Source organism: Streptomyces sp. NPDC088730 (assembly GCF_044751215.1).
Taxonomy (GTDB): Bacteria; Actinomycetota; Actinomycetes; order Streptomycetales; family Streptomycetaceae; genus Streptomyces.
Genome location: NZ_JBIVLK010000010.1, coordinates 158,002 through 179,681, shown reverse-complemented (window position 1 = coordinate 179,681; position 21,680 = coordinate 158,002). Strand labels below are relative to the sequence as shown.

Genomic DNA, 21,680 nt, shown 5'->3' with positions numbered 1-21,680 from the left:
ACCGATGACCGAATCGGCTTCCGACCAGCGCTTCGAACGCGCCCTTGCCAGCCTGCGAGGCCTCTCCGTGGGAGACGCCCTGGGCTCACAGTTCTTTGTGCCCGCAAACTATCCGCTCCTGAAGGACCGCTCCCTGCCCCCGGGGCCCTGGCAGTGGACCGATGACACGGAAATGGCCTGTTCGGTCCTGTCCGTACTCCGCGAGCACGACCGCATCGATCAGGACGCGCTCGCCCGTTCCTTCGCGGTGCACCACGACTTCGACCGCGGCTACGGTCCCGCCGTGAACCGCCTGCTCAGACTGGTCCGCGAAGGCGGGGACTGGCGGGAGCTGGCCTCCGCGCTGTTCCAGGGCCAGGGATCGTGGGGCAACGGTTCGTCGATGCGCATCGCCCCGCTCGGTGCCTGGTACGCGGACGACCCCGAGCAGGCCACGCACCAGGCCGAGATCTCCTCCTACCCGACCCACCAGCATCGGGAAGCGGTCGTCGGCGCGATGGCCGTGGCAGCGGCCGCCTCGCTCGCCGCGTCGCCCACCGGCCCGCCGAAGCCGACCGACCTCCTCGACGGCGTCATCGCGCTCGTACCGCGCAGCGCGGTCGGTGCGGGTCTGCGCAGGGCCCGCGACATGCTCGACTACCGCGACGCCGGAACGGTCGCCGCGGTGCTCGGCAACGGCCGTCGCACCAGCGCACACGACACCGTCCCCTTCGCCCTCTGGTCCGCGGCCCGCAGTCTCGGCGACTTCGAGCAGGCCTTCTGGGTGACCGCACAGGCGGGCGGAGACGTCGACACGACCTGCGCGATCGTCGGCGGGGTGGTCGCGGCGGGCGCGGCCGGTGCACCACCGGCGGACTGGACCGCGAGGACGGAACGGCTGCCCGACTGGATGGCGGCGTAACGGACCCGGCTGCCGGGCTGGACGCGCGGCAGAAGCGACGCGCCGTACCGGACTGTCACGGTACTGCCACAGCACTTCCCCCTTCGGCCGACGACGGTAACGGGGGGTTACTCTTTCGGCCACGCCGCCCTCGGTGATCATTACGACGGGTGCGCACCGAAAGAGACGCCGGGGCGCCGCGCGCTGCCCAGGGCTCGCGTGGGCGGACCTCGGTGGGGAGGGGTCCCATGTCCGATCACAGAGCAGAATCGTCCCGGCCCGAGCATGCGCCGGAGCCGGCGGATCAGCCCGGACCGGCCGAGGCACGAACGCCCGAGCCGGTGCCGGCCGGGGTGCGGACGTCGGAGCCGGTTCCGGCGCCCGCGCGGTCCGGTAGGCCGGGCTCCGCCGGACCCGACGAGCGCGGCGCCGTTCAGGAGCCGCCGAAGGTCCCGGCCTACGCGCGGCAGCCGCGCCCAGGGCAGCCACCCTCGCACTGGGCGCACGGCGGAAAGCAGACGCCCTCGGAGCTCAGCCGGATCCGCCCCGCCGCACCCGGGCCCGTCCCCGCGGCCACTCTCTGGTCCGTCCTGGCGACCGCGCTGCTCAGTGCCCTGCTGCTCGGTGACGGGATCGGCCTGAACCTGCTCGTCGTGGCGGTCCCCGCGGCGCTCGCCGCGTACTTCGCCGCACGGGCGGCCGGCCGTCGGCTGCGCCCGTGGACCGCGGTCTGGGCCGTCGGCGGCCTCGCGCTCCTCGCCGTCCCGGCACTCCGCGACGCGGGCTGGCCGGTCTTCCTCGCCGTCGTGTCCGCCGTGGCGGTGGGTTCGCTCGCGCTGCACGGCAGCCGGGGCTGGCTCGGGATCTTCCTCGGTTCGCTGGGACTGCTCACCTCCGTCGCGGGTTCGCTGGGCTGGGGTGTCCACGGGGTACGCGACCGGATGGCCGGCTCCCGCGGGCGCTGGCGCGTCGCGTTCCGTTCCACGGCCGCCGCCGTCGTGCTGCTCATCGTGTTCGGGGCGCTCTTCGCGAGCGCCGATGCCGCGTTCGCCGACGTACTGGGCAGCCTGTTCCCCGATGTGTCGGTGGGGGAGGGCCCGTGGCGGCTGTTCCTCGCCGCGCTGGGGCTCGTGGGGGCGCTCGCGGCCGCGTACACCGCCGCCGCCCCGGTGCGCTGGGACGCGCTGACCGTACCTTCCGGCCCGGCACGCGGGCGGGTGGAGTGGGCGCTGCCGCTGATCGTCCTGAACCTGCTCTTCGCCGGCTTCCTCGCCATCCAGCTCACGGTGCTGCTCGGCGGCTACGACAAGGTGATGGCCGAGACCCGTCTCAGCTACGCCCAGTACGCCCGCGAGGGCTTCTGGCAACTGCTCTGGGCCACCGTCCTCACGCTGCTGGTCATCGCCCTCGCACTCCGCTGGGCACCGCGCGGCGGAGCACGCGACCGTACGCTCGTGCGCTCCGTGCTCGGCACGCTGTGTCTGCTCACCCTCGTCGTCGTCGCCTCCGCGCTGCGGCGCATGGATCTGTACGTCGACGCCTATGGTCTGACCCGGCTCCGCATCTCCGTGGCCGCGGTCGAGCTCTGGCTGGGCGTGATCCTCCTCCTGATCATGGCGGCCGGTGTGTTCGGCGCGAAGATGCTTCCGCGCGCCGTCGCCGCGAGTGCCGCCGTCGGCGTGCTGGCCTTCGGACTGGTCTCACCGGACGGACTGATCGCCGAACAGAACGTCCAGCGGTACGGCGACCATCACACGATCGACATTCAGTACCTCCGCGGCCTCTCCGCCGATGCCGTGCCGGCCCTGGACACGTTGCCGGAGCCGCTGCGCTCGTGCGCCCTCGAAGAGATCCAGCGGGCACTACGAGGCTCGGACGCGCCCTGGTACGCGACGAGTTGGGGTGAGGCGCGGGCCCGGGACATTCTCGGTGACTGGGATCCCGGTGCGCGGGTGCGCAACTGCCAGGATCTGGGGTCGGGAGACATGGGGAACGGGCGAGGCGGCGACGGGGCCGGTGTGAGTGACTCGTACGATCCGTACGACCCTTACTGATCCCCGGCCGGCCACCGGCTGATCCCTGGCTGCCCCCCGGCTGATCCCCAGGGTGCGGCCTGCCCGGCCGGCCGGACAGGCCGCGTCCGTAAGGACGGTGTGCGGGTGGGCGCTACACGGCCGCTCCTCCCGTCGACGCCTTGCCGCTGAGCGCGTCCAGATCGCTCTTGCGTACCCGGATCACCAGAGCCGCGGTGAGCAGGGCGAGGGCCGCCATGGCCACCGCCGCGATGAACGCGGTGGAGATGCCCTGGGCGAGCACCTGGTGTCCCCAGCTCCCCGGCAGCTCGTGCGTCCGGGCGAACTCCGCCTTCTGTTCGGGCGAAGCCTTCGCCAGGAACTGCGGGACCTGCTTCTCCGCCTCGTTGCGGCTCGCCGTGCCGAAGACGGTGACCAGGATCGAGAGCCCCAGCGAACCACCCACCTGCTGGCTCGCGTTGAGCAGACTGGACGCCGCTCCCGCTTCGTGCTGGGCGACGCCGGAGACCGCGGTGAGGGTGAGCGTCACGAAGTTCAGCCCCATGCCGACGCCGAAGAACATCATCGGTCCCAGCACCCCGGACAGATAGCCGCTGTCGGAGGATATGAACGTGAGCCAGCCGAGACCCACACCGGTGAGCGCCGAGCCGGTGACCATGAAGGGCTTCGGTCCGAGGACCGGGAGCAGCCGCTGCGAGAGTCCGGCTCCCGTGGCGATCGCGACGGCCACGGGCAGGAAGGCGAGGCCCGATTGGATCGGTGTGTAGGCCAGTACGTTCTGCACGAACAGCACGATGAAGAAGAACATGCCGAGCATGGCCGCGGACAGGCTGAGCATGATGACGTACGTTCCGGAGCGGTTGCGGTCGGCGAACATCCGCAGCGGGGTGATCGGCTCCCTGGCGCGCATCTCGATGAGGACGAACGAGGCGAGCAGTACGACCGCGGCGCCGAACGAACTCAGTGTGAGGGCGTCGCTCCAGCCTTCCTCCGACGCCCGGATGAACCCGTACACGAGCGAGGCCATGCCCAGGGTCGAGGTCAGCGCTCCGGACATGTCGAAGCGGCCCGGGTGCCTCTGCGACTCGTTTATGTACAGCGGAGCGAGTACGGCGATCAGGACGCCGATCGGTACGTTGACGAAGAAGACCCAGCGCCAGTCCAGCCATTCGGTGAGCATTCCGCCCGCCAGCAGGCCGACCGCACCGCCACCCGCCGACACGGCGGCGAAGACCCCAAAGGCGCGGTTGCGCTCCGGACCCTCCGGGAAGGTGGTGGTGATGAGGGCGAGTGAGGTCGGTGAGGCGATCGCGCCGCCGATGCCCTGGAGTGCGCGGGCCGCTAGCAACTGCCAGGGTTCCTGGGCGAATCCGCCGAGCAGCGAGGCCAGGGTGAAGATCAGGATTCCGGCCATGAAGACCCTGCGCCGGCCGAGGATGTCCCCGGCCCGCCCGCCGAGCAGCAGCAGCCCGCCGAAGGTGAGTGTGTAGGCGCTGAGGACCCAGGAGAGATCGGTGGTCGAGAAGCTCAGGGCGTTCTGGATGTGCGGGAGTGCGATGTTGACGATCGTGGCATCGAGCACAACCATCAACTGACAGGCGGCGATGACGGTCAGGGCGATACCTGGGCGGCCCTGCCGCCGTGCCTGGCTCGGTGTGTCCCGTGCTTCTAACTGAGAGGTTGTCACTATGGATCCCCCGCAAGTGAATTAGTGAACGGATCCGTTCACTGTTCCGGTAACGGTAGTGAATCCCCTCAGTGAACGTAAGCGTTCACTGAGTCCGCTGCCGCCCGGTCATGTCCGGCACCGCCGCCCCGGCCGGGGACCGCTCGGTCCCGTCCGGCTTCCGCATGCCGCCCTGTTCCGCCGTGCCTGCCCGGCCGGAGCGGGCGCGGCGAACCCGATTCGATGGAGAGAGACTCATGGATACTTCGCGATCGGCAGCCGCCGCCCGGCCGCCGGTGGTGTCCCTTCGCCGCCGGGGCTCCGTGCTGGAGAACGCGATCCTCGAAGCCGTGCTGGAGCGGCTGAGCACGGTCGGCTGGAACGGGCTCACGATGGAGGGTGTCGCGGCGGGTGCCCAGACCGGGAAGGCGGCGATCTACCGGCGATGGCCGTCCAAGGAGGATCTGGTCGCCGACGCGTTGCGCCGCGCGCTGCCGCCGATGGGGGATGCGCCCGACTCGGGCAACATCCGTGACGACCTCTATCAGCTGTGCCGCACGCTGCGGGACGGCATGCTCTCCAAGTCCGGCACCGCGCTGCGCTCGGTCCTTCACGAATGTGACGCGAGCACGGCCGAACGGTTCCAGTCGGTGATCCTCCACAGTGTGATCGCGCCGTCGACCGAGCTCATCCGGGAAGTGGTGAGCCGTGGGGTCGACCGGGGAGAGGTGCGCCCCGACGCTCTGTGCGGGCTGGCCTTCGACGTGATCCCCGCGATGATGATGTATCGCAGCAAGGTGTGCGGCAGCGAATGGAATGACGGCGACATCGCTGAGCTGATCGATCAGGTCGCGATGCCGTTCTTCCGCTCCGGCGCCCGCTGAAGGCCCTCGCCGGGCGCGGTTCCGGGTCGCTCCCGGCGGAGGTGCCGTGACCGGTCCGGCGGCGCCGCGCCGGACGGCGGCGGCCGGCACGCGCCCCGGGGTGTTCCCGGCTGCCGCATCGGCGTACGCTTGCTGGCGCCATGCCGTATGAACCACCCACGCACACCGTCGAGCGCTCACTGCGCGCCACCACCGGGGCCAGGACCGTCGCCGGTGTCGACGAGGTCGGGCGCGGAGCGTGGGCGGGTCCGGTCACCGTGTGTGCCGCCGTCACCGGTCTCCGTAGACCGCCCGCCGGACTCACCGACTCCAAGCTGATCAGCCCCAAGCGCCGCGCGGAGCTCGCGCCGCTGCTGGAGCGATGGGTCACCGCCTTCGGACTCGGTGACGCCTCACCGCAGGAGATCGACGAACTCGGGATGACCGCCGCTCTCCGGCTCGCGGCCGTCCGCGCCCTGGAGGCGCTGCCGGTGCGCCCGGACGCGGTGATCCTCGACGGCAAGCACGACTACCTGGGCTCGCCCTGGCAGGTCCGTACCGTCATCAAGGGCGATCAGTCCTGTGTGGCGGTTGCGGCGGCCTCGGTGATCGCGAAGGTCCGCAGGGACACGGTGATGGCCGAACTCGGCGCGGAATCCGGTGAGTACGAGGACTTCGCGTTCGGTGCCAATGCCGGTTACCCGTCCCCCGTGCACAGGGCCGCACTGGAGGAGCGGGGGCCAACGGCCCACCACCGCCTCTCGTGGTCCTACCTCGACGCGCTGCCCAGGTGGCAGCACCTCAAGAAGGTCCGCTTCTCCGCCGAGGCGGCCGCACTGGAAAGCGGGGGCCAGCTCGGCTTCGACTTCTGATCGCACACACGTACCCACCCGCTGACGGCTTGTGCGCCAGCGTTTGATAGACAACCACCCATGCCTCTCATCCCCGAGGAGCCTCAGATTCACGAGAGCGCCCAGGGTCCCCGCGCCACTCCGGCCACCGGCCGCGCCGCGTCGACCCCTCGTCCCGTACCCGGCCCGCGTACAGCGGCCATGCCGCGCCCCGGTCGTCCGGGTCCCGGCCCCGCGCGGCCAGCGCCCCCGGCGCAGCGCCCGCACCCTGCCCCCGTCCGGCCCCGGGCCGCCGTGCCGGAGAACCGTTCCGCGCCGCAGCTCCAGCTGATCCCCGCCCCCGCCGACGGCGCGCTCGCCGCCGCCGACGAGGCGGTGGACCTGCTGCTCGACTCCGGTCGGGCGCCGGGCGACATCCTGGTGCTCACCACGGATGAGCAACACCCGTGGGCAACACATGAGCTGTCCTTCGGCGAGGCCGCCTACTGGGCCCAGCACGAAGCCGGCGACGACGTGTTCTTCGCCGGAGCCGCAGCCGTCGACCGGGTGAAGCCCCGGCCGGTGGTGATCATCGCGGTGAACGGTGCCGTCGATGAAGCCGTCACCCGTGCGCTTGCCACCGCGCGGCGCAGCGCCGGAGCGCTGCTGATCGTCTGCGGTGACCCGCAGCAGGTCAACGCGGTGCTCGGCGCGGGCGTCTGACCGCAGCACGAACGGGCCGGGGTGGCTGATGGGCCCAGCCCCGGCCCGTGGTGAGCCCGTTCTGCGGCGACCTGGGCTGCGGTACGCCCGCCTGTTGGGTGACCCTGCCGGTTGGTGACCCCACCTGTGTTGGTGACCCGGCCGCCTGCGAGGGCGGCCGGGGCCACCGGCCGGCGGGGTCAGCGGGCCACGCTGCGGTGCAGTGCCTGGGCCACGCCGCCGCCGGTGCGCGGCGGGGCGCCCGGATCCTGGTCCAGCGCGGTGTCCGCGAGAGCCGCCGGACGAGAGGTGGAGCTGGGGCGACGACCGCCCCTGCCCTCGCCCAGCACCTGCCAGCCGCCGGTGGTCAGCGTGATGTACGCGCCGCACCTCAGGCCGTGCAGGGTGCAGGCGTCCCGCAGGCCCCACATCCACGCCCCGTCCTCCTCCGTCCAGCGCTCGTCCCCCTCGCGGCAGTAGAGAAGCACTGCGGTACGGACGGGAGTACGGCGGCGGAGATCGTGCGGGATGACCCGGCGCAGATGCGCCAGCAGTGAGTTACGGAATTCCCAGCCGTCCGCCGTCACCGAGCGGCGGGCGAACGAGGCACTGGCTGTCAGGCGTTCCTCGTGATCGAGCACGGCTACGACGGCGGTCGCCGGAGTCGGCCGGTGCCTGGCGTGCAGGCCGCTGACGACCTCGCGCGGGCTGCGCAGCAGCGGTATGCCCGCCGCGGCCCACTCGGCCGGTTCGAGTATCCGGGCAAGGCGGTTGGCGGAGTCGGCGGCTGCCGACATGGAAGTGGCTGCGGACGGAGCGAATCCGAAGGTCACGGTCCTCCCTTCGCATACGCGCCCACGATGCGGGCAGGGTCGGGTGAGGGCGCGCCGCGGCACAGCCCTTCCGGGCCGCGAAAGAACTGTGCGGGGAGCGAGTGCAATTCTCCCTGGCGTATCGGCAGGCGGCAACGAGCAATTGGCGCGGCTGACGGCAATCAGCCGGAATGACACGGATATCCCTGCCCAATCGGGCCCCGGCTGACGCCACCTGTCACGCCTGGACAGCGAGGACCAGCGGAAACACCGCGTCAGCGCCGGCCCGTCGCAGCAAGCGGGCCGTCACGGCGAGCGTCCATCCGGTGTCCGAGAGATCGTCCACGAGCAGCACGGGGCCCGGTGCCCGCGTCAGGGCCTCGGCCAGCTCGGTTCCCACGACGAGCGTCTCGTGCAGTGCCCGGACACGATGCGCGCTGTTGGTCTGCGAGATCCGGATCCCGTCGGCCTCCGGGGCATGGCCGACGCTGCCGAGGAAGGGCATCCGTCCGACTTCCGCGATCCGGCTGCCGAGCGACTGGACGAGCTGCGGCCTGCTGTGCGAGGCGATGGTGACCACGCCGACCGGCCGGGGCACGGCGTCCGCCGCGCCGGACGCCCAGCCGCCGGGCCCCTTGGCCCAGTCGGCCAGCACGGTGACCACCGCGTCGACCACATCGTCGGGCACCGGTGCGTCCGGTGCCTGCGGCGCCAGCATGGGGCGCAGCCTGTTGCCCCAGCCGATGTCGGACAGCCGACCCAGCGCGCGTCCGGTACCGGACAGCTCCCCTGCGGGGATACGGCCCTTGAGATCGACGCCCACCGCGGCGAGACCGGTCGGCCACATCTTGCGCGGCTCCACCTCGACACCCGGCCTGCGGAGCTCACCCTGGGCGGTGTCCAGCGCGGCCGAGGAGACGGCCTGGTCGAAGCGTGCGCCGGCGCAGTTGTCACAGCGCCCGCAGGCGGTCGCCTCCTCGTCGTCGAGCTGGCGGCGCAGGAACTCCATCCGGCAGCCGTCCGTCGTGGCGTAGTCGCGCATCGCCTGCTGCTCGGCGGCCCGTTGACGGGCGACCCAGGCGTAGCGTTCCGTGTCGTAGATCCAGGGCTCTCCCGTGGCGACCCAGCCGCCCTTGACCCGGTGGACGGCCCCGTCGACGTCGAGGACCTTGAGCATGGTCTCCAGCCGCGTGCGCCGCAGGTCGACCAGGGGTTCCAAGGCGGGCAGCGAGAGCGGGCGGCCCGCCTGGGCGAGGACGTCGATCGTGCGCCGGACCTGCTCCTCCGGCGGGAAGGCGACCGAGGCGAAGTACTGCCAGATCGCCTCGTCCTCCTTGCCGGGAAGCAGCAGCACCTCCGCGTGTTCGACACCTCGGCCCGCACGGCCCACCTGCTGGTAATAGGCGATGGGGGAGGAGGGCGAGCCCAGGTGCACGACGAATCCGAGGTCGGGCTTGTCGAATCCCATGCCCAGCGCGGAGGTTGCCACCAACGCCTTGACACGGTTGGCCAGCAGATCGTCCTCCGCCTGCTGCCGGTCGGCGTTCTCGGTACGGCCGGTGTAGGAGGCGACGGTGTGCCCGCACTGGCGCAGGTAGGCGGTGATCTCCTCCGCGGCGGCGACCGTCAGGGTGTAGATGATCCCCGATCCGGGCAGCTCTTTGAGGTGGTCGCCGAGCCAGGCCAGCCGGTGGGCGGCATTGGGAAGCTGCAGCACGCTGAGGCTGAGGCTCTCGCGGTCCAGCGGGCCGCGCAGCACGAGGGCGTCCGTACCCGCTCCGGTGCCCAGCTGCTCCGCGACGTCCGCTGTCACGCGGGCGTTGGCGGTGGCGGTGGTCGCGAGCACCGGTACGCCCGAGGGCAGCTCGGCGAGCATGGTCCGGAGGCGCCGGTAGTCGGGGCGGAAGTCATGGCCCCAGTCGGAAATGCAGTGCGCCTCGTCGACCACGAGCAGTCCGGTCGCGGCGGCGAGTCTGGGCAGGACCTGGTCCCGGAAGTCCGGATTGTTGAGCCGCTCGGGGCTGACCAGCAGCACGTCCACCTCTCCGGCGGCCACTTCGGCCTGGACGGTGTCCCACTCCTCGGTGTTGGACGAATTGATCGTGCGGGCGCTGATACCGGCTCGGGCCGCGGCCGCGACCTGGTTGCGCATCAGCGCCAGCAGGGGCGAGACGATGACGGTCGGGCCGCTGCCCTGCGCCCGCAGGAGTGAGGTGGCGACGAAATACACGGCGGACTTGCCCCAGCCGGTCCGCTGGACGACCAGCGCTCTGCGCTTGTCGGCGACCAGTGCCTCGATGGCTCGCCACTGATCCTCGCGCAGCCGGGCGGTGCCGGAGGCGTCCCCGACGAGTCGGGCCAGTACGGAGTCGGCCGAAGCCCTGAGCTCTGCGCGGTCTGCGTTGGTCATGCCCCCATGCAACCCGATGGGTACGACAAACCGCGAACACCCCCGCTGCCCCTGTGGATAACTTATCCACAGGGGGTCGCGGATTCTTGACCGGCACGAGACCGTCATCCCATGAACAAGCACCACGAATCCACTGGTCCCTCCGACGAGCAGCAGATCACCCTGCGAGGCCCGGCCGAGCTGGCCGACGCCCTCCCGTATCTCATGGGATTCCATCCGAACGACAGCGTGGTCATGGTCGCCCTGCACGGTGGCCGGGGCCGCTTCGGCGGGCGGCTCAGGCTCGGTATTCCGCAGTCCGCGCAGGAGTGGCCGTCGGTTGCCGAGCAGCTCGCGGAATGCCTGATCAAGGGGAGTGAGCGGCGTGGCGACCGGCCCGACGCGATCGTCGTCTTCCTCTGCCAGGATCCGGCGGACGGAGAGACCGGCAACCAGATCATGGAGCGGCTCCGGCCCTTCGCCCAACGACTGCGCACCGCCTGCGGAGCACTGGACGTGCCGGTGCTCGAAGCGCTCTGTATCTCCGAGGACCGCTACTGGTCCTACTGCTGCCCCGACGCCCGGTGCTGCCCGGCCGACGGCACCCCGCTGGCCGTGCCCGGCACCTCGGTCATGGCAGCGGCAGCCACCTACGCGGGCGTTCAAGTACGGGGATCACTGCGCGAGATGGAGGCGAGGCTGACGCCCCCGGCGGCTACGGCGAGCAGCGGGCAGCAGCAGGCGCTCGACCGCGCAGGATCCGCGCTGCTGCCGAAGCTTCTCGACGAGGAGGGCCGCAAGGAGGTCGGAGGATCGACGCTGAGGCTCGCCCGGCAGCTCATGAAGCGCCTCGGGGAGGCACCGGCGGCGATGCCCTCGCTGTCCGACCTCAACGACGACCGGCTGATCAGCCACGAGGAGGCCGCCGCGGTGATTCTCGGCCTCCAGGACCGGGAGACCCGCGACAGGGCCGCCGAGTGGATGGAGGGGCCCGAGGCCGAGTCCGCGCTGAGGCTGTGGCGGGCGCTGGCACGCCGCTGTGTCGCGCCGTATGTGGAGCACGCGGCGGCTCCGCTGACCCTGGCGGGCTGGGTCGCCTGGTCCACCGGGGACGAGCCGGCCGCGAGGGTCGCGCTGGGCCTCGCTCTGCGGCTGGATCCCGGGTACACCTTCGCCCAGCTGCTGCACGAGGCCTGCAACCAGGGCCTCGATCCGGAGACACTCCGACGCTGTCTGCGCGGCGAACGCGCCACCAGGACAGTACGGCGTGGCCGCGGCGCGGGACGGGTCGCGGGGGCCCGTTCCGTGCGTGCGCAGGCGGCCGGGCGGCGCCGGACACGGCCGGGGTCCGCTAGGCCCGGAGCGGCGGCCGACCGGCGCCGCGCCGGACTGCCCCGGACGCAGGGCCGCCGGGGTGCCAGGACCCGTCGATGACGGCGGACGCGGTGAGGGTGCCCGGCTCCTGGGCTCCGAGGCGCGGGGGAGCACGGTACGGAGCGCGTTCGGAGCGGTCCGGCCGCTGCCGGGACGGACGAAGAGCGCGACGAAGGGAGTGTTTATCGTCAGGCAGACGACTATGATCACGGCATGCCGCCCTACGACCCGTCGACCTTCCCGCCCTTCGCCGTCACCGTCGACCTGGTCGTGCTCACGGTCCGCCGTCACGCGCTCTGCGCGCTGGTGGTGCGCAGAGGTGAATCGCCGTTCCAGGGCAGGTGGGCGCTGCCCGGCGGCTTCGTCAAAGCCGATGAGGATCTCGGAGCCGCCGCGGCGCGTGAGCTCGTCGAGGAGACCGGGCTCTCCGCGCACGACCCGGTGGTTCCCGCTGTCGGGAACGGCGCTCACCTCGAACAGCTCGCCACCTACGGGGCCCCAGGGCGCGATCCGCGGATGAGGGTCGTCAGCGTCGCCCATCTCGCGCTGGCGCCCGACCTGCCGGCGCCCCGGGCGGGCGGGGACGCGAACAGTGCCCGCTGGGCACTTGTGGGTGACCTGCTCGGACCCGAGGACGGGTACGGCCGCGACGGTGAACACCCGGCGCCGCTGGCCTTCGATCACGCCCGGATCCTGGCCGACGGTGTGGAGCGGGCCCGCTCCAAGATCGAGTACTCCTCGCTGGCCACCGCCTTCTGCCCGCCGGAGTTCACGGTCGGGGAACTGCGCAGGGTGTACGAAGCGGTCTGGGGTGTCGTGCTCGACCCGAGGAACTTCCACCGCAAGGTGACGGGCACGCCCGGGTTCCTGGTGCCCTCCGGCGGTACGACCACCAGGCAGGGCGGCCGTCCCGCGCAGCTGTTCCGGTCGGGCGCGGCCACCGTACTCAACCCACCGATGCTCCGGCCCGAGGTCTGAACCCGCTGCGGCGGGGCAAGTCCCGCCGCGGCCGTACGGCCGATGTCGTGCCCGCACACGTGAGGCAGGCCCGTACGCGCTGGGTGCCCGTGCGGTCGATCCATGCCCGGCCGGCCGATGTGTTCCCGTGCGGCCGGCGTGTGTCCGCACGGCCGGTGTGTGTTTGCACGGCGGCTGCACGGGCCGTTCGGGGTTCGCGCGGAGGTGGGGCCGGAACGCCGCAGAGGCAGCATTGCGCAAAAAGTCGGATATGTCGGGTTATCTTTCTGTGGTACGCACTGCCGTCGAGCGGTCTCACCTCGTACGAGAGAAGCGATGCTCCAGGCCATCGGACTCACCAGCGCCCGCCACCGCGGACTTCCGCCCGCGGTGGACGACCTCACGTTCGAGGCCGGCTCCGGTCACGTCACCGCCCTGCTGGGCGCGCCGGGCTCCGGCAAGACCGCGGCCCTGCGGCTGATGCTCGAACTGGATCCGGGCCGGGGGGTCACGTACTTCCGAGGCAGGGCGCTGCACCGCGTCGCACAACCCGCCCGCGAGGTGGGAGCGGTCCTCGGGGACGTACCGGGCCACCCGCTACGTACCGTCCGGGGGCAGCTCCGCATGCTCTGCGCCGCGGCGGGCGTACCGGCGTCCAGGGCCGACGAACTCCTCGACACCGTTGGCCTCGCCGGGCTCGGTGACCAGCGCATCGCCTCGCTCTCCCCCGGCATGGACCGCAGGCTGGCCCTCGCATCCGCGCTGCTCGGTGACCCGCACACGCTCATCCTCGACGAACCCGCCCAGGGCCTCGACGCGCGGGAGGCCGACTGGCTGCACGGGGTGCTGCGATCCCACGCGGCCAGGGGCGGCACCGTGCTGTACACCACCAGCGACGCCAAGGAGGCCGCGAGGGCCGCCGGGCAGGTGGCCGGGCGGGTGGTGTCCATCGACGGCGGACGGCTCGTCGCGGATCAGGGCGTCGTCGACTTCGCGCGCACCCGGCTCCGCCCCCGCGTCGCGGTCCGTTCCCCGCACGCCGCCCGGCTCGCCGCGGTCGTCAGCCGCGAGGCAAGGGCGGCCCGGCGCTCCGTCGAGGTCGTCACCGAGGCGAGCAGCAGCCGGCTCTCCGTCTACGGCAGCAGCTGCGCGGAGATCGGAGACACGGCGTTCCGGCACGGGCTTCCCGTCCACCAGCTCGCGGACGAGGTCGGAGACACGGGCCCGGTCGTCGGCCACGTGGTTCCCGCAGGTCCCGCCCGCCGCGAGACCGGGGCGGACGAGACCGGGCCCGGCGGGGCAGCGGTCGCCCGGACCGGGCCGCACGGATCGGGTTCCGACGGATCGGATCGCGACGGATCGGCTACCGTCGGCGCCGGGCACGCCAGGGCGGCGGGCGCGCCGGCTCGCAACGCCGCCGGGCCGGATCTTCCGCCGCCGATCAGACGGCGTCCCGCCCGTGGTCCGTTGCGCCCGGTGCGTTACGAACTGCGCCGCCTCTTCGGGGTCAGGACCACGGCCCTGATCATGGCCGTCGCCCTGGTCGCGTCGGCCATGATCTCCGTACTGCTCGCCCGAGACGGCCGTGCGCCGCTGCCCGACGTGCTCGCCGCCTGGCCGTCCCTGCTCCCGCTGCCGCCCGCCGCGCTCTGCGCCGGGCTGCTCGGGGCGCTCTCCTTCGGCGACGAGTTCCGGTATCCCGCGCTCGCCGCCGGCCGCGGCACCGTGCCCCGCCGCCTCGGGCTGCTCCTCGCCAAGCTGGTGGTGTCCGCGGGGGTGGCCCTACTGCTCGCCCTGCTCGTCGTACTGGCCTCCGCGGCATCTCTTCACCTCGTGTACGGCGGCGACTTGATCCGGGTCCCCCCGAATGCGATTTCGCTGGGCGTGAGTTGGTCGGGCCTGGCCGTCGGCTGCGCCTGGGCCGGACTGCTGGCCGCCGGAATCTTCCGGGTGACGGCGGCGGGTGTGGCCGCGGTGCTCGCTGTTCCGGTGCTGATGGTTCCCCTCGTCCAGCGGGTGCCGAAGGCGCCGACCGCCCGTTCGATGGCCGGACTTCCGGGTCGGCTGCGGGAACTGGCCTGGCCGTACTGGCCGCACGAGACGGACAGGTGGGTGCTGGCCGTGATGAGGGTCGTGGCCCAACCCGTGGGGACCGCATTGGCCCTGTCGTTGTCGGTTCTCATCTGCGCGTATCTGTTCACCAGCGTTCGCGGCAGGGTGCGTTGGTGATCGCCCGGCGGCTCCGGAGCGCCAAAAGTCTCACAACTCCATTTGAAATGCCCGTTTTATCCCACTAAGGCGTCAATTGGGAAGTGGGTGCCGATCACCCTTTCGTGTGCTTTTCACCAAAGACCTCAAGGGGCGGCTGAGCCGCGCCGACAAAGGATGCGTGAGTACCCTTGCGCACACCATGATGACCGCCGCCCGCACTGCCGACTCCGGCCTCGCCGGCTCGGGCGAACTCGACCGTTACCCCTACGCGGACGCGCCGGCCGGCGAGCGTGCCGCCATTCGCTCCTGGAGCGGTACCGACAATGAGCTCGGCAGGGTGGGCCGGCGGGGATCGGCCAGCCGTGGCCGAGGCCTGCACGGCCAACTTGTCCAGCAGCTCGGACAGATGATCGTTTCCGGGGACCTGGGCGCGGACCGCCCCCTGGTGCCGGAGGAGATCGGGCAGCGATTCGAGGTCTCCCGCACCGTCGTACGGGAGTCGCTGCGTGTGCTGGAGGCGAAGGGGCTGGTGAGCGCCCGGCCCAATGTGGGTACCCGGGTCAGGCCTGTCAGTGACTGGAATCTGCTCGACCCCGACATCATCGAATGGCGTGCCTTCGGCCCGCAGCGCGACGACCAGCGTCGTGAGCTGAACGAGCTCCGATGGACGATCGAACCGCTGGCCGCCAGCCTCGCCGCGGGCCACGGCCGGGATGATCTTCAGCAGCGCCTCGCCGACATGGTCGAGATCATGGGGCACGCGCTCGGACAGGGCGACGTGATCACCTGCGCCCGCGCCGACGCGGAGTTCCACGCCCTGCTGATCCAGGCCGCCGGAAACCGCATGCTGGAGCACCTCTCCGGCATCGTCTCCGCCGCCCTGCACGTCTCGGGCGGGCCGGTGACCGGTTGTGACCGGCCGAACGAGGGATCGCTCGGCCATCACGCGCGGATCGTCGACGCCCTTGCCTCAGGTGACTCCGCCGGCGCCGAATCGGCCATGCGCCAGCTGCTCACGGTCCCGCTGGAACAGGAGACGGAGTCGGCCGAACCGGTGGTGCCGGCGCCGCGCGAGCAGCACTGAGCGCGGCACTTCGCGGGTGTGCCGGCCGTGTGCCGCCGGGCCCCCGCGGTCCGGCGGCACAATTGTGGGGGGATGTCGCCCCTGGTCGCGTTCGCCGGAAATGGGGTGTGACTCGGGCCACGCGGATTGGGCGTAACACTCCTCGAAACAGCGCGATGACTTAAGAGGTGACCGCCGCGGAAGGAATACAGCAGCCATTCAGTGTGCTGTGCAGTTCTGAGGCATAGCCCGCGCCGTCGGCACATTCCCAGCCGACGGTCGTCGGTTCAGCCCTCTCCGGGGCCGGGCCGGAAGCCGTTTCCATCGTTCCGAGAGGTTGTTCGTGTCGGCCAGCACATCCCGTACGCTCCCGCCGGAGATCGCCGAGTCCGAATCTGTGATGGCGCTCATCGAGCGGGGAAAGGCTGATGGGCAGATCGCCGGCGATGACGTGCGTCGGGCCTTCGAGGCTGACCAGATTCCGCCAACCCAGTGGAAGAACGTTCTGCGCAGCCTCAACCAGATCCTCGAGGAAGAGGGTGTGACGCTGATGGTCAGTGCCGCGGAGCCGTCGAAGCGCGCCCGCAAGAGCGTCGCAGCCAAGAGCCCGGTCAAGCGCACCGCCACCAAGACTGTCGCGGCCAAGACGACCGTGACGCGGACCGTCGCGGCCACCGCCGCACCGTCCGCCGAGACCGTGGACGTGGTGGCCGATGACGCCACCGCGGCCGCCCCTGCGAAGAAGGCGGCAGCCAAGAAGACGGCTGCCAAGAAGACCGCCGTGAAGAAGACGGCTGCCAAGAAGACCGCGTCGAAGAAGGCCGGCAAGCAGGACGACGAAGCCCTCGACGGCGACGACGCGGCCGAGGAAGTCAAGGCAGGCAAGGGCGAGGAAGAGGAGGGCGAGGGCGAGAACAAGGGCTTCGTCCTCTCCGACGACGACGAGGACGACGCACCTGCGCAGCAGGTCGCCGTCGCCGGCGCCACGGCCGACCCGGTCAAGGACTACTTGAAGCAGATCGGCAAGGTCCCGCTCCTCAACGCCGAGCAGGAGGTCGAGCTCGCCAAGCGCATCGAGGCGGGCCTGTTCGCCGAGGACAAGCTGGCGAACTCCGACAAGCTCGCGCCGAAGCTCAAGCGCGAGCTGGAGATCATCGCCGAGGACGGCCGCCGCGCCAAGAACCACCTGCTGGAGGCCAACCTCCGTCTCGTGGTCTCGCTGGCCAAGCGGTACACCGGCCGCGGCATGCTCTTCCTGGACCTGATCCAGGAAGGCAACCTCGGTCTGATCCGCGCCGTCGAGAAGTTCGACTACACCAAGGGCTACAAGTTCTCCACGTACGCCACCTGGTGGATCCGGCAGGCGATCACCCGCGCCATGGCGGACCAGGCCCGCACCATCCGTATCCCGGTGCACATGGTCGAGGTCATCAACAAGCTCGCGCGCGTGCAGCGTCAGATGCTCCAGGACCTGGGCCGCGAGCCCACCCCGGAGGAGCTGGCCAAGGAACTCGACATGACCCCGGAGAAGGTCATCGAGGTCCAGAAGTACGGTCGTGAGCCGATCTCCCTCCACACTCCGCTGGGTGAGGACGGGGACAGCGAGTTCGGTGACCTGATCGAGGACTCCGAGGCGGTTGTCCCGGCCGACGCGGTCAGCTTCACGCTCCTCCAGGAGCAGCTGCACTCGGTGCTCGACACGCTTTCCGAGCGTGAGGCCGGTGTGGTCTCGATGCGCTTCGGTCTGACCGACGGACAGCCGAAGACGCTGGACGAGATCGGCAAGGTCTACGGCGTGACGCGTGAGCGCATCCGCCAGATCGAGTCCAAGACCATGTCGAAGCTGCGTCACCCGTCGCGTTCGCAGGTGCTGCGCGACTACCTCGACTAGGTCGGGGGAGTACCCGGTACGAGGGTCCGCGTCCCATGGGGATGCGGACCCTCGGCCTATGTGGGGGTGCGGATCGGCGTCGGCGCGATGACTCTGGGTAGGCATGGTCCATCACAGAGTCAGGAGTACCCATGTCCCGTACCGTCGTCCGCGCCTTGACCGGGGCGCTCGCCCTCACTGCCGCCGCGGCCGTGATACCGCTCGCGTCCCCCGCCTCGGCGGTCGCGGACAGCATCGTCATCGGCGGTCAGCCCGCCCAGGTCAAGGACAGTCCGTGGGTGGTGGCGCTCTCCAGTCGCAGCCGGTTCGGGGATGCCCGCGCCGGTCAGTTCTGCGGCGCCGTGGCGGTGGGGCCGAAGAAGGTGCTGACAGCCGCGCACTGCCTCAGCCGCGAGGCGCTCGGGACGGATGTCGCCCAGGTGCGAGATCTGCGGATCATCTCCGGCCGGAACGAGCTGACCGGCTCCGGAGGCAAGGAGATCGCGGTGAGCGGGACGTGGGTCAACCCCGGGTTCGACGCCACCACCAACAGCGGGGACGTCGCGGTGCTGACCCTCGCCGAGGCGCTGCCCGAGCAGGACGCGATCCCGATGGCCGAAGCCGGTGACGCCGGCTACCGGGCGGGTACCGCCGCGGTCGTCTACGGGTGGGGTGACACCACGGGCAACGGTGACTACGCCTCGTCACTCCGGTCCGCGAACGTGAGCATTCTGCCGGACAGCTCGTGCGAGGAGGCCTACCCGGGCGGCAGGAACGGCACGTACGAGGCCTCAGCGATGCTCTGTGCGGGCGAACCGCAGGGCGGGTACGACGCATGCCAGGGCGACAGCGGAGGGCCTCTGGTGGCCCATGGACGGCTCGTGGGGCTGGTGTCCTGGGGGGCCGGCTGCGGCCAGGCCGGGAGTCCCGGGGTCTATACGCGGATTTCCGCCGCCATCGGGTGGATGGCGGACGCCGACTGACGTCACCGGCTCCGGGTACGAGAACGGGCGGCTCCCTCCGGTGGAGGGAGCCGCCCGTCGGTCGGTACAGGACCGGCCCCTGGCTCGTCGTGGATGCGAGGTCTCAGTGTTGTTCCTCTTCGGCGGCTTGGGCCTGCACGGCCGTCAGTCGGTCCGTCTCATCCTGTATTTCCGCGGCGATCTTCTTGAGTTCCGGCTCGAACTTGCGACCGTGGTGGGCGCAGAAGAGCAGTTCACCGCCACTGATCAGGACGACGCGCAGATATGCCTGGGCGCCGCAACGGTCACAGCGGTCTGCTGCGGTCAGCGGGCTCGCGGGGGTCAGAACAGTAGTCACGTCGCCTCTTCTCTAGCTCGACGAGCTGTCGTACCAGGGTCAACATCCAACCAGGCCGAAAACGTTCCCGCTCGTGGCTTTTCTTCGAAACTTCTTCTCAGCAAGGCTGTCTGTTGCCGGTTCGCGGCGAATGTGCCGTATTGCGTGGCGCTACGGTTTCGCGTTGCTTGTCTTTGGTCGGTCCGTCCGACCGGCTGGCTTGCCGGCTTGTTGATGAGGACGTGCCCGGAGCCTAAATGGTTCATGCCTGGAAGGGAACGTGATGTGCACGTCACTCCGACGAGGGATCGAACGTGTATGCGAGGCTGGACTAGTGTGAGGGTTCTCCTAGGGTGGCGTTACACCCGCTCTACCAGGCCTCGGTACCCTCTCAGCGGCGACCGAAGCCGAGCCCGTTACCCACTGGGCCCCAAATGAAATTCAGCGAGGAGCGAACCGCGTGACCGCCGATACGTCCGTGCCGTCCACTGCGCTGCTGACCGGAGCAGACCAAGACGGTTCCAACTACACCGCGCGGCATCTGCTCGTACTCGAGGGGCTCGAAGCGGTTCGCAAGCGCCCCGGGATGTACATCGGGTCCACCGACAGCCGCGGCCTCATGCACTGCCTCTGGGAAATCATCGACAACTCGGTCGATGAGGCCCTCGGCGGCTACTGCGACCACATCGAGGTCATCCTCCACGACGACAACTCCGTCGAGGTCCGTGACAACGGCCGAGGCATCCCGGTCGACGCGGAGCCCAAGACGGGCCTGTCGGGCGTCGAGGTCGTCATGACGAAGCTGCACGCCGGAGGCAAGTTCGGAGGCGGCGCGTACGCCGCCTCCGGCGGTCTCCACGGTGTGGGCGCCTCCGTCGTGAACGCCCTTTCCGCCCGGCTCGACGTGGAGGTCGACCTCCACGGGGCGACCCACTCGATCAGTTTCCGCCGCGGGGTCCCCGGCATCTTCACCGAGCAGGGGCCGGACAGCCCCTTCGACCCGGCCAACGGGCTGCGCAAGGGCAAGCGGGTCCCGAAGACGCGTACCGGTACGAGGGTGCGCTTCTGGGCCGACCGGCAGATCTTCCTCAAGGACGCCAAGCTCAGTCTGGACACGCTCTACCAGCGGGCCCGCCAGACGGCCTTCCTCGTCCCCGGCCTCACCATCGTCGTGCGCGACGAGCGGGGCCTGGACGGAGAGGGCAAGACGGAGGAGACGTTCCGCTTCGACGGCGGGATCAGCGAGTTCTGCGAGTACCTGGCCCAGGACAAGGCGGTCTGCGACGTCCTGCGCCTGACGGGGCAGGGCACGTTCAAGGAGACCGTGCCCGTGCTCGACGACCGCGGCCACATGACGGCGACCGAGGTCACCCGGGAGCTGGTCGTCGACATCGCGATGCGGTGGGGCACCGGCTACGACACCACCCTCAGGTCCTTCGTCAACATCATCGCCACGCCCAAGGGCGGCACCCACGTGAGCGGTTTCGAACGCTCGGTGACGAAGACGGTCAATGAAGTGCTCCGTTCCGCGAAGATCCTTCGCGTCGCCGAGGACGACATTGTCAAGGACGACGCTCTGGAGGGCCTCACCGCGGTGGTGACGGTGCGGCTGGCGGAGCCCCAGTTCGAGGGGCAGACCAAGGAGGTGCTCGGCACCTCCGCGGCCAACCGGATCGTCGCCAATGTCGTCACCAAGGAGCTCAAGGAGTTCCTGACGTCCACCAAGCGCGACGCGAAGGCCCAGGCCAGGGCCGTCCTGGAGAAGGCGGTGGCCGCCGCCCGCACCCGGATCGCGGCCCGCCAGCACAAGGACGCGCAGCGCCGGAAGACGGCTCTGGAATCCTCCTCACTGCCCGCGAAGCTCGCCGACTGCCGCAGTGACGACGTCGAGCGCAGCGAGCTGTTCATCGTGGAGGGGGACTCCGCGCTCGGCACTGCCAAACTGGCCCGGAACAGCGAGTTCCAGGCCCTGCTGCCGATCCGGGGCAAGATCCTCAACGTTCAGAAGGCATCCGTCTCGGACATGCTGAAGAACGCCGAGTGCGGCGCGATCATCCAGGTCATAGGAGCAGGGTCCGGACGGACCTTCGACATCGACGCCGCGCGCTACGGCAAGATCGTGCTGCTGGTCGACGCCGATGTGGACGGTGCCCACATCCGGATCCTGCTGCTGACGCTCTTCCAGCGGTACATGCGGCCGATGGTCGAGGCGGGGCGGGTCTTCGCCGCGGTGCCCCCGCTGCACCGGATCGAGCTCGTCCAGCCGAAGAAGGGCCAGGACAAGTACATCTACACGTACTCGGACAACGAGCTGCGCACGCGGCTGCTGGAGCTCCAGCGCAAGAACGTCCGGTACAAGGACTCGATCCAGCGGTACAAGGGTCTGGGCGAGATGGACGCCGACCAGCTGGCGGAGACCACGATGGATCCGCGCTTCCGTACCCTGCGGCGGATCAACATCGGTGATCTGGAATCGTCCGAGCAGGTCTTCGATCTGCTGATGGGCAACGAGGTGGCACCCCGCAAGGAGTTCATCACCAGCTCGGCGGCCACGCTGGACCGTTCGCGCATCGACGTCTGAGTCCACGGTCCGGCAGGACCGGCCCGCACGACACCGGAGCCGTCGTCTCCACCCCTGGGTGGAGACGACGGCTCCACCCGCGTTCAACCCCTGAGCCGATCCCCTGTACTGGCCGTTTCCGTAGCGTCGGAGTCACAGAACTTCCCGCTA

General features: G+C 70.5%; 16 protein-coding genes. 12 read left to right on the top strand and 4 right to left on the bottom strand.

Annotated elements, in window-relative coordinates; translation table 11 throughout:
- Positions 1–4: 4 nt before the first annotated feature.
- Positions 5–901, top strand: a complete 897-nt coding sequence (locus ACIP89_RS26940) for an ADP-ribosylglycohydrolase family protein (RefSeq protein ID WP_401931183.1) — start codon at positions 5–7, stop codon at positions 899–901.
- 227 nt (positions 902–1,128) lie between these two features.
- Positions 1,129–2,934 carry a DUF4153 domain-containing protein gene (locus ACIP89_RS26935; RefSeq protein WP_402117190.1) on the top strand — a complete coding sequence of 602 codons (1,806 nt, stop codon included), beginning with the start codon at positions 1,129–1,131 and terminating at the stop codon, positions 2,932–2,934.
- Between the two features lie 112 nt (positions 2,935–3,046).
- Here the strand turns inward: ACIP89_RS26935 and ACIP89_RS26930 are convergent, their stop codons facing one another.
- Entirely contained in the window at positions 3,047–4,600 is a 1,554-nt protein-coding gene (locus tag ACIP89_RS26930) for an MFS transporter (RefSeq protein ID WP_402117188.1), read from the bottom strand.
- Positions 4,601–4,836: 236 nt separating this feature from the next.
- On the opposite strand from ACIP89_RS26930, the gene ACIP89_RS26925 reads away from it, so the two are divergent.
- The 3 genes from ACIP89_RS26925 (at position 4,837) to ACIP89_RS26915 (ending at position 6,995) form a co-directional block, all read left to right on the top strand.
- Entirely contained in the window at positions 4,837–5,463 is a 627-nt protein-coding gene (locus ACIP89_RS26925) for a TetR/AcrR family transcriptional regulator (protein ID WP_401931190.1), read from the top strand.
- Positions 5,464–5,603: 140 nt separating this feature from the next.
- Positions 5,604–6,314, top strand: a complete 711-nt coding sequence (locus tag ACIP89_RS26920) for a ribonuclease HII (RefSeq protein ID WP_311302839.1) — start codon at positions 5,604–5,606, stop codon at positions 6,312–6,314.
- A gap of 60 nt (positions 6,315–6,374) precedes the next feature.
- Positions 6,375–6,995, top strand: coding sequence for a hypothetical protein (locus ACIP89_RS26915; protein ID WP_402117186.1), 621 nt, complete (start codon positions 6,375–6,377; stop codon positions 6,993–6,995).
- Positions 6,996–7,174: 179 nt separating this feature from the next.
- Here the strand turns inward: ACIP89_RS26915 and ACIP89_RS26910 are convergent, their stop codons facing one another.
- Both ACIP89_RS26910 and ACIP89_RS26905 read right to left on the bottom strand, forming a co-directional pair.
- Positions 7,175–7,807 (bottom strand): hypothetical protein, encoded by a 633-nt coding sequence (locus tag ACIP89_RS26910; RefSeq protein ID WP_401931195.1) that lies wholly within the window; start codon positions 7,805–7,807, stop codon positions 7,175–7,177.
- A 217-nt stretch (positions 7,808–8,024) separates the two neighbouring features.
- Positions 8,025–10,196 carry a RecQ family ATP-dependent DNA helicase gene (locus ACIP89_RS26905; RefSeq protein WP_402117184.1) on the bottom strand — a complete coding sequence of 724 codons (2,172 nt, stop codon included), beginning with the start codon at positions 10,194–10,196 and terminating at the stop codon, positions 8,025–8,027.
- Between the two features lie 111 nt (positions 10,197–10,307).
- Between ACIP89_RS26905 and ACIP89_RS26900 the strand changes: the two genes are divergently transcribed.
- The 6 genes from ACIP89_RS26900 (at position 10,308) to ACIP89_RS26875 (ending at position 18,633) form a co-directional block, all read left to right on the top strand.
- Positions 10,308–11,609, top strand: a complete 1,302-nt coding sequence (locus ACIP89_RS26900; RefSeq protein WP_402117182.1) for a DUF4192 domain-containing protein — start codon at positions 10,308–10,310, stop codon at positions 11,607–11,609.
- Between the two features lie 153 nt (positions 11,610–11,762).
- The gene (locus tag ACIP89_RS26895; RefSeq protein WP_401931199.1) at positions 11,763–12,527 is read left to right on the top strand and encodes an NUDIX domain-containing protein; all 765 of its coding nucleotides are present in this window, start codon (positions 11,763–11,765) and stop codon (positions 12,525–12,527) included.
- Between the two features lie 315 nt (positions 12,528–12,842).
- Positions 12,843–14,735 (top strand): ATP-binding cassette domain-containing protein, encoded by a 1,893-nt coding sequence (locus tag ACIP89_RS26890; RefSeq protein WP_402117180.1) that lies wholly within the window; start codon positions 12,843–12,845, stop codon positions 14,733–14,735.
- A gap of 181 nt (positions 14,736–14,916) precedes the next feature.
- Positions 14,917–15,801 (top strand): FadR/GntR family transcriptional regulator, encoded by an 885-nt coding sequence (locus tag ACIP89_RS26885; RefSeq protein WP_401931426.1) that lies wholly within the window; start codon positions 14,917–14,919, stop codon positions 15,799–15,801.
- A gap of 322 nt (positions 15,802–16,123) precedes the next feature.
- Positions 16,124–17,671 (top strand): RNA polymerase sigma factor, encoded by a 1,548-nt coding sequence (locus tag ACIP89_RS26880; RefSeq protein WP_073737783.1) that lies wholly within the window; start codon positions 16,124–16,126, stop codon positions 17,669–17,671.
- 131 nt (positions 17,672–17,802) lie between these two features.
- Positions 17,803–18,633 carry a S1 family peptidase gene (locus tag ACIP89_RS26875; protein ID WP_401931223.1) on the top strand — a complete coding sequence of 277 codons (831 nt, stop codon included), beginning with the start codon at positions 17,803–17,805 and terminating at the stop codon, positions 18,631–18,633.
- 103 nt (positions 18,634–18,736) lie between these two features.
- Here ACIP89_RS26875 and ACIP89_RS26870 read toward each other — a convergent pair whose 3' ends face one another.
- Positions 18,737–18,970: a hypothetical protein gene (locus ACIP89_RS26870; RefSeq protein ID WP_024489001.1), complete on the bottom strand. Its 234-nt coding sequence runs from the start codon at positions 18,968–18,970 to the stop codon at positions 18,737–18,739.
- A gap of 439 nt (positions 18,971–19,409) precedes the next feature.
- Between ACIP89_RS26870 and ACIP89_RS26865 the strand changes: the two genes are divergently transcribed.
- A complete protein-coding gene (locus ACIP89_RS26865; protein ID WP_401931208.1) occupies positions 19,410–21,530 on the top strand; it encodes a type IIA DNA topoisomerase subunit B in 2,121 nt (706 codons plus the stop codon).
- The last annotated feature ends 150 nt before the right edge of the window (positions 21,531–21,680 follow it).

Coding starts and splice junctions, on each gene's coding strand:
- ACIP89_RS26940 (WP_401931183.1), top strand. CDS start 5: ATGACCGAATCGGCTTCCGACCAGCGCTTCGAACGCGCCCTTGCCAGC.
- ACIP89_RS26935 (WP_402117190.1), top strand. CDS start 1,129: ATGTCCGATCACAGAGCAGAATCGTCCCGGCCCGAGCATGCGCCGGAG.
- ACIP89_RS26925 (WP_401931190.1), top strand. CDS start 4,837: ATGGATACTTCGCGATCGGCAGCCGCCGCCCGGCCGCCGGTGGTGTCC.
- ACIP89_RS26920 (WP_311302839.1), top strand. CDS start 5,604: ATGCCGTATGAACCACCCACGCACACCGTCGAGCGCTCACTGCGCGCC.
- ACIP89_RS26915 (WP_402117186.1), top strand. CDS start 6,375: ATGCCTCTCATCCCCGAGGAGCCTCAGATTCACGAGAGCGCCCAGGGT.
- ACIP89_RS26905 (WP_402117184.1), bottom strand. CDS start 10,196: ATGACCAACGCAGACCGCGCAGAGCTCAGGGCTTCGGCCGACTCCGTA.
- ACIP89_RS26900 (WP_402117182.1), top strand. CDS start 10,308: ATGAACAAGCACCACGAATCCACTGGTCCCTCCGACGAGCAGCAGATC.
- ACIP89_RS26895 (WP_401931199.1), top strand. CDS start 11,763: ATGCCGCCCTACGACCCGTCGACCTTCCCGCCCTTCGCCGTCACCGTC.
- ACIP89_RS26890 (WP_402117180.1), top strand. CDS start 12,843: ATGCTCCAGGCCATCGGACTCACCAGCGCCCGCCACCGCGGACTTCCG.
- ACIP89_RS26885 (WP_401931426.1), top strand. CDS start 14,917: ATGATGACCGCCGCCCGCACTGCCGACTCCGGCCTCGCCGGCTCGGGC.
- ACIP89_RS26875 (WP_401931223.1), top strand. CDS start 17,803: ATGTCCCGTACCGTCGTCCGCGCCTTGACCGGGGCGCTCGCCCTCACT.